The following is a 14,513-nucleotide window of genomic DNA, read 5'->3' as shown; positions in this document are numbered from 1 at the left end:
TCATTGTCGGGTATCGGCCCGCGCGTCGGCCAGGTCAGGCCCGGTGACCTCGCCGCCGGTGCCTCCGCCCTCCTTCGCCGTCGGCGTGCTCGGCAGGAGAGCGGCGGCCAACAGCGCCGCGACCAGGGCCGCGCAGCCGCACACCAGCAGGACGAGGCCCATGCCGTGGACGTACGAGGCGTTCGCGGAGGTGAGGAGTGGGGCCGCGCCCGTCCGTTCGGCTACCGCGTGGGCCGCCACCACCGACTCCCCGGCCGTCTCGGCGGCCGGCGCGGGCAGCCCGGCGGTGTCGAGCCGGTCCCGGAAGACGCCCGCGAGCAGGCTGCCGAGCAGGGCGATGCCGATCGCGCCGCCCACCTGACGCAAGGTCATCAGCAGCCCCGAACCGCTGCCCGCCCGGTCGGCGGGCAGGGTGCCGAGCGCGCCGGACATCGCGGGCACGATCGAGAGCCCGAAGCCGGCTCCGGCGACCGACAGCCACAGTGCCGTGAATCCGTAGCCGGAGCCGGCCGTCGTACGGCTGCCGAGGAGGGCGGCGAAGGCCAGCACCACCAGGCCCGCGCTGACCACGGACCGGGACCCGAAGCGGACGACGACCGGTTGCGCGACCCGCGCGCCGACCAGCAGACCGCCCATCAGGGGCAGCAGCCGTACGCCGGTGCCCAGGGCGTCGTTGCCGAGGACGGCCTGGAGGTACGGCGGCAGGACGAACATCAGACCGGACAGCACGAACATGACGAGGGTCGCGGCGAGGGCGTTGAAGAGGAAGCCGCGGTGGGCGAGCAGTCCCATGTCGAGCATGGGGCGGACGGCCCGGCGCTCACGCAGTACCAGCGCGGTGATCAGGACGACGGAGACGGCGAGCATGCCGAGGACCAGGGGGTCGGTCCAGCCGCGTGTGGGTGCCTCGATGATCGCGTAGACGAGCGAGCCGAGTCCGGCCGCGGTGAGCGCGGTGGAGACCGGGTCGACCCTGGGCGAGGCGGGGTCCCGGGTCTCGGGCAGCAGGAAGACGCAGGCGGCCACGCCGACCGCCGCCATCGGGATGTTGATCAGGAACACCGAACCCCACCAGTAGTGGTCGAGCAGCCAGCCGCCGATGATCGGGCCGAGCGGCAGGCCCAGCGTGGAGCCCGCCGAGACGATGCCGACGGCCTTGGCGCGCTCGTCGGGGGCGAAGAGTGAGGGCAGGACCGAGAGGGCGAGCGGGGTGACCAGCGCGGCGCCGATCCCCATCACGGCGCGGGCCGCCACCACCGCGTTCACGTCCTGGGCCAGCGCGCCCACGACCGACCCGGCGAGGAAGACACCGAGCCCGGCGATCAGCATGCGCCGCCGTCCGAACCGGTCGCCGAGGAGTCCGGCCGGGAGCATCAGGGCCGCGAACACGACGATGTACGCGTCCGCCATCCACTGTTGCTGTCCGGTGCCGGCGCCGAGCTGCCCGGCCATGGTCGGCAGCGCCACGTTGAGGATCGTCGTGTCGAAACCGAGCACCAGCATGCTCGCGACGAGGGCGCCGAGGGCCCACCAGCGGCGGGGGTCGGGTCGGGAGGGGGGACACTGAGTGACAGTAGCCATGAAGTGAGAGTAGCTGTCAAAATAGAGTAACTGTCAATACATGCACCGCCTTTGCGTCCCTGCCGCCAGGTCGTCCGGGCGCACGAAAAAGGCCACGGCTCGAAAGCCGTGGCCTTGGAGAACGCGGGTCGGCGCGCTACGCGTGCTGGTACGCCACCAGGGAGATCCCCACGTAGTGCGTGATGAACGCCGCCAGCGTCAGGGAGTGGAAGACCTCGTGGAAGCCGAACCAGCGCGGTGACGGGTCCGGGCGCTTGAGGCCGTAGATGACGCCGCCGACGCTGTAGAGGACGCCGCCTACGATCACCAGGACGAGGACGGCGATGCCGCCGGTGCGCATGAAGTCGGGCAGGAAGAAGACGGCTGCCCAACCCATCGCGATGTAGCACGGGGTGTAGAGCCAGCGCGGGGCGCCCACCCAGAAGACGCGGAAGATGATGCCGGCCAGCGCCGCCGCCCAGATGCCCCACAGCAGCCACTGCCCCTTGGCGCCCGGCAGGAGCAGCATCGTCAGCGGAGTGTAGGTGCCCGCGATGATCAGAAAGATATTGGCGTGATCCAGCCTGCGCAGGATGCCGTCCATGCGCGGGCTCCAGTTGCCCCGGTGGTACAGCGCGCTCACGCCGAACAGCAGGCAGGCCGTGAGGGTGAAGATCCCGCAGGCGATGCGTCCGCGCGTGGAACCCGCGAGAGCGGTGAGCGCCAGGCCGGCGACGAGTGCGGCCGGGAACATGCCGAGATGGAGCCAGCCCCGGAGTCTGGGCTTGATCTCACCGGTGATCTGTTGGATCTCGTCGGTGATCGTGTGGGCGATCTGGTGCGGCAGGGATCGCGCGTCGGACGTGCGGCTGTCGGCCGGCGTCTCCGGGTGCGCATCGGGGACGGACGCTGTCATGCCTTGCATCGTACCTACGGAACCGTAACTTACGGGACCGTCCGGTCTGTTCGTGCGCACGGAAGTGGCCATCATCTCACGCGGCGCCGCCGAAGGGGAGGCCGCGGGACCGTGCGTGGACACGCGTGGTGATGCGGCGGTGACACAGGGAAACCTCTCGGGTCGGATTCGGTGAGTGGTGATGGTCACCATGCTCACGTGGGCGCCCCTCTGGACATATGGGCGCTCCCGTCGGATGATCAAATGAGTGCGGTCGGCACCGGATGAGCGCCAAGGGCATCACTGATGAAGCATCCGGGTCGCAGCCCCCACGGGGCCTCCAACACAAAATCCCTCATTTAGGAGCAATCGTGGCGCGCGACATCGCGGCTCCCCCTTCCACCGTCCCGACCACGCACCGAGAACTCGTGGCGTGGGTGAACGAGATCGCCGAACTGACCGAGCCGGACAACGTGGTCTGGTGCGATGGATCCGAGGCCGAGTACGAGCGCCTGTGCGGGGAGCTCGTCGAGAAGGGCACCTTCCGCAGGTTGGACCCGATCAAGCGCCCGAACTCCTACTACGCCGCGTCCGACCCGACCGATGTCGCCCGGGTCGAGGACCGTACGTTCATCTGTTCGGAGAAGGAGGAGGACGCGGGCCCGACCAACCACTGGAAGGCCCCCGCCGAGATGCGGAAGATCTTCCAGGGCGAGAACGGCGAGAAGGGCCTGTTCCGCGGCTCGATGCGCGGGCGCACGATGTACGTCGTGCCGTTCTGCATGGGTCCGCTGGGGTCACCGCTCTCCGCGCTCGGTGTCGAGATCACCGACTCCGCGTACGTCGCCGTCTCCATGCGCACCATGACCCGTATGGGACAGCCGGTGCTGGACGAGCTGGGCTCCGAGGGCTTCTTCGTGAAGGCCGTGCACACCCTCGGCGCCCCGCTGGAGCCCGGTCAGGCCGATGTGCCGTGGCCCTGCAACAGCACCAAGTACATCTCCCACTTCCCCGAGAGCCGCGAGATCTGGTCCTACGGCTCCGGGTACGGCGGCAACGCGCTGCTCGGCAAGAAGTGCTACGCCCTGCGCATCGCGTCGGTGATGGCGCGCGACGAGGGCTGGCTGGCCGAGCACATGCTGATCCTCAAACTGACCCCGCCGCAGGGCGAGCCGAAGTACGTCGCCGCCGCGTTCCCGTCGGCGTGCGGCAAGACGAACCTGGCGATGCTGGAGCCCACCGTCAAGGGCTGGACCGTCGAGACCATCGGCGACGACATCGCGTGGATGCGGTTCGGTGAGGACGGGCGGCTCTACGCCATCAACCCCGAGGCCGGGTTCTTCGGCGTCGCGCCCGGCACCGGTGAGCACACCAACGCCAACGCGATGAAGACGCTGTGGGGCAACTCGGTCTTCACCAACGTGGCGCTGACCGACGACGGCGACGTGTGGTGGGAGGGGATGACGGAGGAGACCCCGGCCCACCTCACCGACTGGAAGGGCAACGACTGGACGCCGGACGCCGAGGCGCCGGCCGCCCACCCGAACGCCCGGTTCACGGTGCCCGCCTCGCAGTGCCCGATCATCGCGCCCGAGTGGGAGGACCCCAAGGGCGTGCCGATCTCGGCGATCCTCTTCGGCGGCCGCCGTGCCACGGCGGTGCCGCTGGTGACGGAGTCCTTCGACTGGAACCACGGGGTGTTCCTGGGCGCGAACGTGGCGTCCGAGAAGACCGCGGCCGCCGAGGGCAAGGTCGGCGAACTGCGCCGCGACCCGTTCGCGATGCTGCCCTTCTGCGGCTACAACATGGGCGACTACATGGGCCACTGGGTCGATGTCGCCAAGGGCAAGGACCAGGCGAAGCTGCCGAAGATCTACTACGTCAACTGGTTCCGCAAGAACGACGCGGGCAAGTTCGTCTGGCCCGGGTTCGGCGAGAACAGCCGCGTCCTGAAGTGGATCGTGGACCGGCTGGACGGCAGGGCGGAGGGTGTGGAGACGCCGATCGGCATCCTTCCGACGCCGCAGGCGCTCGACACGGAGGGGCTGGATCTCTCCGCGTCCGACCTCGACTTCCTGCTGACGGTCGACAAGGAGGTGTGGCGGGAGGAGGCGGCGCTCGTGCCCGAGCACCTCAACACCTTCGGTGAGCACACGCCGAAGGAGCTGTGGGAGGAGTACCGGGCGTTGGTGAGCCGGCTGGGCTGACCTCCGCGGTGATGCTCCGCGACCGGCCGGATATGGGTTGCCCTGACCAGCGACGTCTCCTCGGCCGGTCGCGGATTTTTTGTGCGCCGGGTGGTAAGGGCCCTGGTGGCTCGGGGGTTCGGGTGTGGCTCCGGTGGAGCTTCTCGTGCAGTTCCCCACGCCCCTGAAAGCAAGAAGCACGGGGCGCAGTCCCTGCTTTCTGAGGGGCGCGGGGAACTGCGCGATCAGTCCCCACCGGGCGGACGGCTGGGGTCGAAGGGGCGCAGCCCCTGGATGGGGGCACCTCCCGGTCGAGCGAAGCCGAGAGTGGAAGAGGGACGGGTAGGGGCGGAGGGGGCGAAAAGGGCTGCCGCGCACCGGAATTCGCGGGACACTCGGGACATCCGCACCGAACCCCGAAATGAGGTGAGCGGGGTGCGTACACCCGTAAGTGACCCCCTGAAGATCGGCCCGTACAAGATAGTCGGCCGCCTGGGATCGGGCGGCATGGGCTGGGTCTACCTGGGCCGCTCACCCGCCGGCCGCGAGGTCGCCGTCAAGGTCGCCCGCCCCGAACTCGCCGCAGAACCCGAGTTCCGCGAACGCTTCGCCCGCGAGGTCGCCGCCGCCCGCCTGGTCGGCGGCGCCTACACCGCCGCCGTCGTCGACGCCGACCCCACCGCCGAACTTCCCTGGCTGGCCACCCTGTACGTCCCCGGCCCCTCCCTCGCGGAAGCCGTCCGCGCCGACGGACCGCTCCCCGAGGCCCAGGTCCGCCCCCTCGGCGCCGGACTCGTCGAGGCGTTGCAGGCCATCCACGCGGCCCACGTGGTCCACCGCGACCTCAAGCCGGCCAACGTCCTGCTCGCCCAGGACGGCCCCCGCGTCATCGACTTCGGCATCTCCCGCGTCGACGGCGCCCCCGGCCTCACCCGCGTCGGTGTCGTCGTCGGCACCCCGCCGTTCATGTCGCCCGAGCAGATCCGCGGCGCCCGCGTCGGCCCGCCGAGCGATGTGTTCTCGCTCGGCGGGGTCCTGGTGTACGCGCTGACGGGCCGCTCACCGCACGGCAGCGGCGAAGGCGTGCGCGTGGAGGTCGTCCGGGGCGAGCCCCGGCTCGACGGCGTACCGGCGGGACTGCGGCCCGTCATCGCCCGCTGCCTGGCCAAGCGGCCCGAGGACCGGCCGTCGCTCGCCGAGATCCTGGCCGAGTTGGTGGAGGAGGACGCGAGCGCCGAGGTGTGGCCGCCGCCGCAGGTGGCCCGGACCATCGAGGTGCGGTACGAGGAGCTGAAGGAGCGTCATCTGCGCCGTACGACGAGCGAGTCCGTCCCCTCCTGTCTGCTGCTCCACGCGCAGGCACTGCTCGACGCCGGTCTGACCGACGTCATGGTCGCCGGGGCGGTGGTCCGTGACGGCGCCTGACTCCTTCCCGGACAGCGACTCCTACGCGAACAGAGCCTCCTACCCGAGCGGCCGTGCCTCCGTGGGTCGGGACTCGCCTCCTTCCCTGAACGGCGAGATATACGACCTCGGCACGCACTGGCGGCAGTTGGTGCAGAACTGGGTCGCCCGGCGGAATTACCACACGGTCCACGACACCGTTTCCGTGTCCCTGAGATTCGATCTCCATGAGGCGGGGCGCCTGGTCACGGTGAGATTCATGACCACCAAAAGACTTCTCGTGGCCTTCGCGACGGACGGGCATTTCCTCCGGCAGGACCAACTCGCCATCGCGGCGGCCGCATCGAACGCCTGGAATACAGAACAATTGATCCCCATGCTTTCCGTCTGGGACGTGCGCGGGCCGCGCCCCTGTCTCGCCGGCGTGTGCGATCTGCCGCTGACGTGCCGCATCACCCAGGCGGACTTCGACGCGCTGGCCAATGACTGGGTGGACCGGGCGCGACAGATGTTCAGCCGTTGCCATCAGGTGTTCAAGTTGTAGAAGTGAAAAGCGTACTGATCGTAAGTTGACGAACGTCGCCGAAACTCCACCGGCGGAATTCACCAAACCCTTCCGGCCGCCCGGCCACCTGCTCCACTATGGGATGGGCTTTTTCAGGGCCGCGGGGGCGTGCCTTTCAGGCCACGGGGGGTTGGTGCGATGGGTGCGATCGGGCGTTTGTCGTTCGTCGGTGTACTGGTGGGGTCGCTGGTCGCACTCGTGCCGGGTGGTGCGGCCGTGGCGGTCCCCGACGCGTGCGCCGACCGGCTCACCGAGCAGCTGGAGTGCTGGGCCGGCGTGATCAAGGACGGCCCCGTCGTGATCACGCTGGACGAGCCCCTGGCGTACGAGGAGATCGAGGAGCGCCGGCACCAGGACATCGAGACCCTGCGCAGGGACCGCTACCCGCTCATCGTCCGGGTGCCGAAGGGCAAGGCCACCGGTGAGGGCGGTACGGCGCTGCTGGTCCTGGCCGAGGGGCGGCTCGTCCACCCGGACGCCCGCATCGACCGGCTGCGACCCGGCCCGATGAGCGCTCTCAAGGAGGCGGGCCTCTGCGTCGACCGCACGCTGGTGTGCGAGCTGATCGAGAGCAAGGGCGCGCAATCCGGTCCCCTGGACGGCAGAACGCTGATCGACGAGGGTCTGGCCGCCGACGTCCGCACCCATGTCGACGCCATCGGCCCGGCGGAGAACGAGGAGAAGCCGCCCGCCACGACCTCGCCCGGCACCAGCGCCCAGCAGGGAGGCGGGAAGCGGGGCGGTGACCAGGCCGGCACCGCCGACGGCGAACCCGCCGGGTACAGCAGCGCCACCTGGACCGCGTTCTGGATGTGTCTCCTGCTCGCCCTGCTGCTGCTCGCCTTCGTGATCGTGATCCGGCGGTCCAGGGGCCCGGTGGCCGTGGGGCACCGGGCGGTGCCCTCGGGGCGGGCTCCCGGCGGGCCCGGACGGACGGCACCGGCGCACGCGGCGCGCGGCGGGCCCGGCGTCGGCAACGGGGCCCGTGGCGGCGGGGCCGGTGGCGGTGGTGCGTCGGGCGCGGGCAGTGGGGCCGCCGGTGGCACTGCGCACGGCAGTGGTCCTGCGCTCAGGGGTGACGCCACGCTCGGCGATGGCGCCGGGACCGGCGGTGGGGACGAGGCCACCACCCGGCTGCGCGCCGCGCCCGCGCCCCGGTACGGGCGCCAGGTCGGGGCCCGCCCGGCGCACGCCCGCACCGCCGTCGTACGGACCGAACTCCACCCGCAGGGCTATGTCGAGCTGGACCGGGTGCTGCGCCGGGCCGTCTGGGCCGAACCGGGCCGGCCACCGCCCGCGCCCGGCGCGCTCGTCGACGTCACCGACGCGCGGGAACACGACTCCGACGTCCTGTACGCCTTCCCGCCCACCGCCGCCCGGCACGCGAAGGGAACACCCAGGTGACCCCCGCGGCACCGGCCGGCACCCACCGCCCGCCCCGCACCGGCCACCGCACCAGCAGTACGGGCACAGGCACAGGCACAGGCACAGGCGACAGCAGAGGTATCAGCACCACCAGAGGCATCAGCACCACACAGGCACAGGGGGAAGAACCATGCACCGCGAATACCCGCCCACGCTGCCGGCGGAGTACGCCGACATCGAGTTCGAGAACAACGCCCAGCGCATGCCGCTCGTGCTCTGCCTCGACACGTCCAGCTCCATGGCGGGCCCGCCGATCCAGACACTGAACAACGCGCTCGCCGAGTGGACCCGCGAACTCCACGACGACGTCAGCCTCAGCTACAGCGTGGAGGTCGCCGTCGTCACCTTCGGCGGACAGGGCGTCGGCGCCTGGCGTGGACCCCAGCTCCTCGACCCGCGCACCCGTACGAGCCCCTTCATACCCGCGCACGCCTTCCAGGCGCCGCAGCTCACGGCCGCCGGCGTCACCCTGATGACCGAGGCGCTGGAGCTGGCGATGCACATCGTCGCGGCCCGCAAGAGCGAACTGCGGGCCTCGGGGCTGCAGTACTACCGGCCGCAGATCTGCCTCGTCACCGACGGCCTGCCCACCGACCCGACCGGTCATCTCACCGACTCCTGGCACCGGTTGGTCCCCGTCCTCGCCGAGGAGCAGAGCGCCCGCCGGTTCCGGCTGTACGCGATCGGGGTCGGCGGGATCACGGACCGGGGCGAGCAGGTGCTGAAGGCGTTCGCGCCGAAGTTCAACGCCCGGATTCAGGGATTCCCCTTCCGGGAGCTGCTCCAGATGATGTCCGCCAGCGCCAACGCCGAGCAGAAGGGGGCGGGGGACGAGGTGTTCGAGAAGATCTTCAGCCAGTTCAAGACACAGCGCCCGGCCTGGGAGGCGTGAGGTGACCGCCGCGCCCTGGCGGATCCACGGCCTGAGCGTCGAGGGCTACCGGCACCGGCGCCAGGGCCTGCCCTGCCAGGACGCGTGCGCCGCCGCCGCCACGTCCTCGGTCGCCGTGCTCGCCGTCGCCGACGGGGCCGGCAGCCGGCCCCGGTCGGAGGAGGGCTCGCGGCTCGCGGTGCGGCTGGCGACCGAGCACTTCACGCGGCGGGCCGAGGCGGCCGTGGGGGTGGCGCCGGGGGAGGCCGTGCACGAGCTGCTGCGCGATGCCCTGCACGACGTGAGCGAGGAGTTCCTCGACCTGACCGGGGCCGACGCGCAGGACTTCGCGACGACGCTCACGGTGGTGGTGCTCGCCCCCGGCTGGATCGGCCATGTCACCGTCGGGGACGGCTTCGTCGTCGTACGGTCCGGGACGGAGGACGGGGAGCGGCAGTTCCATCTGCTGCCGCAGGCCGCGGCGGTGAGCGAGTACAGCAACGAGACGGTGTTCCTGACCTCGCCGGACGTGGGGCGCTGGACCCGCACCGAGTGCGTCGCGGACGACGGCGTCGACGGGGTGCTCCTCTCCACGGACGGGCTGGCCCAGGCCATGCTCAACCGGTCGGCCGACGGCGCCTCGTCGCCGAACACCTCGTTCGCCGAGGCCGTCTTCCGCTCCCTCGACGCCGCCCCCGAGGACGACCGCGACCCCAACCTGGCCGCCCTCCTGCGCTCGGACCGCCTCACCGCACTCAACGCGGACGACAAGACCCTGCTGCGAGCCGTGCGTACGAACCGGCGGTGACCGCCCCGCACGGCGGACGACCCTGCCGGTCGCGGCTCCAGGACGACGCATCCGCGCGGCGGCGACCGGCCCCATGACATTCGGAGGTACGGCCATGAGCGGCCGCACGGTCTTTCTCGACGGCAAGCGGGTCACGCTGGCCGAGTTGCCGCTGAAGGGCGGCGGGCAGGCGGCGGTGTTCCCCGTGGAGGGGGACACCGGGATCGTCGTCAAGATCTACCGGGACACCCCCGGGCCGGACCAGGAACGGCGGCTGGCGCGCATGCTCACGATGTCCCCGCTGGCCGCCCGCCCGACGGACGCCAGCCAGCCGCCCGAGCTGGCCTGGCCCACCGCGATCGCCCGCGGCACGAACGGCGAGTTCCTCGGCTACGCCATGCGACGGTTCGGCGAACCCCAGCACGTCCAGCTCGTCGGCCTGTTCACCCGGGTCCAGCGCCTCAAGCTCTTCCCGGACCGGGCCGACTGGCGCTTCCTGCTGGGCGTCGCCTGGAACCTCGCCTTCATGACGGCCCGGATGCACTACGACGACCTCGTCATCGGCGACTTCTCCAGCAGCAACGTCGTCGTCGACGCCAACGGCTTCGTCACCTTCCTCGACTGCGACTCGATCGCCTTCACCGACCCGGTCACCGGCGAACTCTTCCCGTGCCTGATGCACACCACCGACTACTCGTCCCCCGAGCGGCAGGCGGGCGGCCCCGCGACCCGGCAGAGCGACGACTTCGCCCTCGCCGTCCTCGTCTACCAGCTGCTCACCGCCGGCAACCACCCCTTCGGCGGGGTCCCGCACGAGAGTGCCTCCGAGTCGACCGTGAAGGACAACATCGCCGCGAGCTGCAGTTACGTCGTCCGCCCCGAGCGGGTCACCATCCCGCGCGGCACGATCGACCCCTCCGTCCTGCCGACCGAGCTCCTCACCCTCGCCAGGGCCGCCTTCGGCGCGGGCGTGGAGAACCCGGACGCCCGGCCGAAGGCCGAGGCGTGGCTCCGCGCCCTCGACAAGGAGCGCGGCGAGGTGCGCGCCTGCACGGTGCGCCCCCTGCACACGTACGGCTCCCATCTGCCGACGTGCCCCTGGTGCACCCGGGCGGCGGTCACCGGTCACGACGTGTTCAACGGGCCCCGGGCCGCGTCGGTGCCGGTCCCGCCGGTGGCTCCGCCGGATCAGCCGCCGTCTCCCTACGCGGTGGTGAAGGTGCTGGCGGTGGTGGTGGGGGTGGTGTTGCTGATCGTGATCCTGGCGAACCTGGGCTGACGGCTGACGGCTGCCTGTGTGGGGGTGTCTGGGGTTCGTCGGCAGGTGCGGGCCCGGTGGGGCTTCTCGCGCAGTTCCCCCCGCCCCTGAAAGCATCGGGCCCTGCGCGATCAGCCCCCACCGGACCCGCACCCGAGTCCGAACCGACCCCGCCCCCTCACCCCGACCGGTCCTCCAGATACCGCGTGTGCGACTCCTGGCGGCGAGCCTCCGCATCGCGCAGTGCTACCGCGAGACGCCCCAACTCCTGCTGTAGCAAATCCAGTTGTCGCTCAAGATGCCGTTCCGGGGGGTCCGTTCCCGGGGTCAGCCGGGTCCACCAGCGGGTGCGGACGAACGTGTCGACCGCCTCGGGGACGTCCTGCCGTACGGCCCGGGAGAGGGCGTGGACGCCCTCGGGGTCGCGGGCGAGGATCTCGGCGACCCAGCCGGGGTCGAGGAGGGCCGTGAGCAGTTCGGTCAGCTCGGTGAGGCGGCCGGACGCGGCGGGCGGCAGTTCGATGCCGGCCAGGTACTCCCGGAGGGTGCCGAAGTCGGTGCGCAGTTCGTCGAGCTGGGCGGACGGGTCCGGGAAGTCCGGCAGCGGGGGGCGCTCCGGCGGGGCGAGCAGGGCGCCCGCCCCGTACAGCCCGACGACCACGACCGGCCAGTACGGTCCCGCGACGCCCACGAAGGTCAGTCCGAGCCCGGCGATCCCGAGGGCGCTGCCGGTGAGGTTCTTGCGGGACTCGACGTACGTCATGAACTTACTGGTAGCCACGGATCTCCTCGAAGGCGCCGTCCAGCGAGCCCTGCCGGGCGTCGAAGAGGCGGCCGCCGGTCAGGTCGGCGATGTGCTCCAGTTCGTCCCGGTCGGAGTCGCCGAAGAGGATCGGGAAGACGGGGATCCGCCGGTCGGCGGCGGGCAGCCGACCGTAGAAGTCGTCGAAGTCGGCCGGTCTCGCACCCTCGGTGTTCTCGCCGTCCGTCATCAGCACGATCGAGGTGAAGGTGTCCCGTTCCCCGGCGCCGAGAAGCTCGTACGCCTTCCGCAGCGAGGTGTAGATGGCGGTGTCACCCGCGGCGGACAGCTTCCGCGTGTCGGCGCGGATGCCGTCGAGCCCGGTCTTCGGGTCCTCGGGCCGTACGACATGTGTCCGTACGCTTTTCACGTCCGACCCGAACGGCATCAGCGTGACCTCCTCCCGGTCGCGGAAGTCACCGGTCAGCTCGGTGAGCGCGGTCTTCAGCCGGCCGAGCCGGTCGCCCTCCATCGAACCCGAGGTGTCCAGGACGTACACGGTCCGCGACGGGCGGCGCAGCTCGTTCTCGTAGGCGTCGAGAAGGCCGTCGGCGACGGACCGGCTGCCGGGGAAGGGGAGTTCGCGGCGGCGCGTGGTGTCGAGACCGGCCGCGGGCGGGACGGAGGCGACGACCGGGCGGCGCAGTGTCCGCTCGGTGATCAGCCGCTGGACGTCCGGCGTGCGCAGGGCGTCCGTGAGCCGGCGTACGTCGTCCCGGACGTCCTTGCCCGTGGACGCGAGCGAGGACAGCGGGTAGTCGGCGGTGACGACCCCGTCGCGCGGCCGGATCACCGTCAGGTCCGCGCGTGACGTCAGCACGGACTCATAGTTGAGGAGCGCGTCGACGTCACCGCGCCGGTCGTACGCCGCCGCCAGCCAGCCCGACGACCCCGACGTCAGCCTCTGCCCCGCGAAGAACCGCTTCAGCCGGGGCGTCGCCCGCGTCACGTCCGCGTCCGTGAGGGCGGCCTGGGCGCCGGAGAGTCCCGACGCCACCGAGATGAGCGTCGAGAAGCCGGAGTTGGAGCGGGACGGGTCGGCCATGCCGTACGTCAGCTTCCCGTCCGCCACCGCGTTCTCGATGTCCGACCAGGTGACGGTGTCCGGCCTCCACCCCAGCTTCCGTACGGTCTCGTTCCGCACGCCGATCGCGACCGGGCTGGACATCACCGGTGTCTCCGACACGACCTGCTTCGCCGCGTCCGGGCGGAGCCGCAGGTAGTCGTTGGAGGAGAGCCAGACGGCGTCGTACGCGTCCTTCGCCCCCCGCCGCGCGAGCAGGTCGACCGCGTCGAGCGTGCCCATGTAGGTGGGCCGGACCCTGATCCCGGTGTCCTTCTCGACGCGCTCCAGCACCGGCTTCATGTCGGCGAGTTCGCTGGAGGCGAGGACACGGAGGGTGCCGGGGGTGTACGCGGTGGCCTCCGCCGGGTCGGGCCCGGCCCGGTCCGCGGCGGTGCAGGCGGTGGTGGCCAGGAGTACGAGCGAGGCCACCGCGGCGACGGCCGCCGCCGTACGTGCTCTTGTGCGGGCCACCGTCCCCGCTCTGGTCGGTGCGCTCATCCGAGGCCTCCTTCCAGCGCTCCCTGGTTCCGGCTGCGCTCCAGGTACCGGCTCGCGTGCTGGAGTTCGGAGGTCAGGGACTCGACGGTCGCGGCCATGGTCTCCGTGGCCTGCACCTTGTAGGTGTCGATGGCGTCGAGGGTGCGGTAGATCTGCTGGAAGGCCGAGCGGAGCGTCTCCGCGCCGACGGCCGGGTCGGCGGCGATGCGCTGGATCTCGCCGCTCTGGGTGGCCAGCATCTCGGCGTTGCCCCGGATCAGGTCCTCGGTGGTGCCGCGCAGGGCGTTGACCTGGTCGACGACCTTTCGCTGGTTGTCGAGGGCGGAGGCGAGCATCACGGAGATGCGCAGCGCCGACACCGTGGTCGTGGCGGCCCGGTCGACGCCCTTGATCAGTTCCTCGTTGTTGCGCCGTACGACGTCCATGGCCAGGTAGCCCTGGGCGCAGACGGCCAGCTGGGTCAGCAGGTCCTGGTGCTTCTGCCGGACGGGGAAGAGGACATCGGCGCGCAGGGTGTCGCCCCGCTGCGGGTCGGCCCCGTCGACGTGCGTCCGGATGTGGTCCTCGACGGCCGAGTCCAGGGCCTCCGTCAGGACGACGTACTCCTGGAGCTTGCCCATGGTCTCCCACAGCCGGACCCGCTCGGTCTGCAACGCGGCGCTGTCGCGCCGCAGTTCGTCCTGCCCGCCGCGCAGGGAGCCCACGATCCTGTTCAGCGTCCCTTGCGCGGAGGCGTACTTGGCGACATGGTCCCGCAGCTTGTTGCCACCCGGCAGCCGGGACAGGAACCTGCGCCCCTTGTTCGCGGGCAGCTCGCGCGGGTCCAGGTCCTCCACCACGCGCCGGAGTTCGACGAGTGAGCCCGCGACCTGCGACTGTGCGTCCCCGCCCTTTCCCGGCAGGCTGTGTACGGTGCGCTCCAGCATCCGGTTGGACTGAGCGGCGGCGGAGCGCATCTCGCCCGCGCCGAGCGAGGTGATCTCCCCGACCCGGCCGGCGAACTCCGGGGAGCGCGCGTCGAGAGCGGTGAGCCCCCGCACGTACTCCTCGGCCTTGCGCGCCATGTCCGTCCGTACGGACTCCTCGACCGGCACGAGTCCGCCGGCCTTCTCCCTGGGCACGGCGGCTACCGGCGCGGGAGGGGTGAGGGTGAAAGTGGTGTCGTCGTTGCCGTCTTCGATGGTCATGTGTCGTCT

12 protein-coding genes are annotated in these 14,513 nt (G+C 71.2%); 7 read left to right on the top strand and 5 right to left on the bottom strand.

Annotated elements, in window-relative coordinates:
- On the bottom strand, positions 1-1,581 hold the full coding sequence (locus ACFU5F_RS11800; protein ID WP_383885436.1) for a DHA2 family efflux MFS transporter permease subunit: 1,581 nt from the start codon (positions 1,579-1,581) through the stop codon (positions 1-3).
- 136 nt (positions 1,582-1,717) lie between these two features.
- Positions 1,718-2,476, bottom strand: a complete 759-nt coding sequence (locus ACFU5F_RS11795) for a hemolysin III family protein (RefSeq protein WP_383885434.1) — start codon at positions 2,474-2,476, stop codon at positions 1,718-1,720.
- A 350-nt stretch (positions 2,477-2,826) separates the two neighbouring features.
- On the opposite strand from ACFU5F_RS11795, the gene ACFU5F_RS11790 reads away from it, so the two are divergent.
- The 7 genes from ACFU5F_RS11790 (at position 2,827) to ACFU5F_RS11760 (ending at position 10,972) form a co-directional block, all read left to right on the top strand.
- Positions 2,827-4,662 (top strand): phosphoenolpyruvate carboxykinase (GTP), encoded by a 1,836-nt coding sequence (locus tag ACFU5F_RS11790; RefSeq protein WP_383885432.1) that lies wholly within the window; start codon positions 2,827-2,829, stop codon positions 4,660-4,662.
- Between the two features lie 414 nt (positions 4,663-5,076).
- Positions 5,077-6,066 (top strand): serine/threonine-protein kinase, encoded by a 990-nt coding sequence (locus tag ACFU5F_RS11785; protein ID WP_383885429.1) that lies wholly within the window; start codon positions 5,077-5,079, stop codon positions 6,064-6,066.
- Between the two features lie 238 nt (positions 6,067-6,304).
- Positions 6,305-6,589 carry a hypothetical protein gene (locus tag ACFU5F_RS11780; RefSeq protein WP_383885426.1) on the top strand — a complete coding sequence of 95 codons (285 nt, stop codon included), beginning with the start codon at positions 6,305-6,307 and terminating at the stop codon, positions 6,587-6,589.
- A 159-nt stretch (positions 6,590-6,748) separates the two neighbouring features.
- Entirely contained in the window at positions 6,749-8,014 is a 1,266-nt protein-coding gene (locus ACFU5F_RS11775) for a hypothetical protein (protein ID WP_383885423.1), read from the top strand.
- A 151-nt stretch (positions 8,015-8,165) separates the two neighbouring features.
- On the top strand, positions 8,166-8,927 hold the full coding sequence (locus ACFU5F_RS11770; RefSeq protein ID WP_013001156.1) for a VWA domain-containing protein: 762 nt from the start codon (positions 8,166-8,168) through the stop codon (positions 8,925-8,927).
- Position 8,928: 1 nt separating this feature from the next.
- Positions 8,929-9,714: a PP2C family serine/threonine-protein phosphatase gene (locus ACFU5F_RS11765; protein WP_383885421.1), complete on the top strand. Its 786-nt coding sequence runs from the start codon at positions 8,929-8,931 to the stop codon at positions 9,712-9,714.
- Positions 9,715-9,808: 94 nt separating this feature from the next.
- Positions 9,809-10,972, top strand: coding sequence for a hypothetical protein (locus tag ACFU5F_RS11760; protein WP_383885418.1), 1,164 nt, complete (start codon positions 9,809-9,811; stop codon positions 10,970-10,972).
- A gap of 157 nt (positions 10,973-11,129) precedes the next feature.
- Here ACFU5F_RS11760 and ACFU5F_RS11755 read toward each other — a convergent pair whose 3' ends face one another.
- Genes ACFU5F_RS11755 through ACFU5F_RS11745 form a run of 3 tightly spaced genes read right to left on the bottom strand, consistent with a single transcriptional unit; the run spans position 11,130 to position 14,504 of the window.
- Positions 11,130-11,714: a hypothetical protein gene (locus ACFU5F_RS11755; RefSeq protein WP_383885590.1), complete on the bottom strand. Its 585-nt coding sequence runs from the start codon at positions 11,712-11,714 to the stop codon at positions 11,130-11,132.
- Positions 11,715-11,718: 4 nt separating this feature from the next.
- A complete protein-coding gene (locus tag ACFU5F_RS11750; RefSeq protein ID WP_383885415.1) occupies positions 11,719-13,317 on the bottom strand; it encodes a substrate-binding domain-containing protein in 1,599 nt (532 codons plus the stop codon).
- Positions 13,314-14,504, bottom strand: coding sequence for a toxic anion resistance protein (locus ACFU5F_RS11745; RefSeq protein ID WP_383885412.1), 1,191 nt, complete (start codon positions 14,502-14,504; stop codon positions 13,314-13,316). Before ACFU5F_RS11745 ends, ACFU5F_RS11750 begins: the two co-directional genes overlap by 4 nt.
- Between the last annotated feature and the right edge of the window lie 9 nt (positions 14,505-14,513).

The sequence above is a fragment of the Streptomyces sp. NPDC057438 genome (assembly GCF_042802995.1).
Taxonomy (GTDB): Bacteria; Actinomycetota; Actinomycetes; order Streptomycetales; family Streptomycetaceae; genus Streptomyces.
The sequence above is the reverse complement of the archived record's forward strand: the minus strand, read 5'-3'. Positions and strand labels throughout refer to the sequence as shown.

Excerpts from the sequence above, each read along its gene's own strand:
- ACFU5F_RS11800 (WP_383885436.1), bottom strand. The coding sequence starts at position 1,581 with ATGGCTACTGTCACTCAGTGTCCCCCCTCCCGACCCGACCCCCGCCGC.
- ACFU5F_RS11760 (WP_383885418.1), top strand. The coding sequence starts at position 9,809 with ATGAGCGGCCGCACGGTCTTTCTCGACGGCAAGCGGGTCACGCTGGCC.
- ACFU5F_RS11795 (WP_383885434.1), bottom strand. The coding sequence starts at position 2,476 with ATGACAGCGTCCGTCCCCGATGCGCACCCGGAGACGCCGGCCGACAGC.
- ACFU5F_RS11775 (WP_383885423.1), top strand. The coding sequence starts at position 6,749 with ATGGGTGCGATCGGGCGTTTGTCGTTCGTCGGTGTACTGGTGGGGTCG.
- ACFU5F_RS11745 (WP_383885412.1), bottom strand. The coding sequence starts at position 14,504 with ATGACCATCGAAGACGGCAACGACGACACCACTTTCACCCTCACCCCT.
- ACFU5F_RS11780 (WP_383885426.1), top strand. The coding sequence starts at position 6,305 with ATGACCACCAAAAGACTTCTCGTGGCCTTCGCGACGGACGGGCATTTC.
- ACFU5F_RS11750 (WP_383885415.1), bottom strand. The coding sequence starts at position 13,317 with ATGAGCGCACCGACCAGAGCGGGGACGGTGGCCCGCACAAGAGCACGT.
- ACFU5F_RS11770 (WP_013001156.1), top strand. The coding sequence starts at position 8,166 with ATGCACCGCGAATACCCGCCCACGCTGCCGGCGGAGTACGCCGACATC.
- ACFU5F_RS11755 (WP_383885590.1), bottom strand. The coding sequence starts at position 11,714 with ATGACGTACGTCGAGTCCCGCAAGAACCTCACCGGCAGCGCCCTCGGG.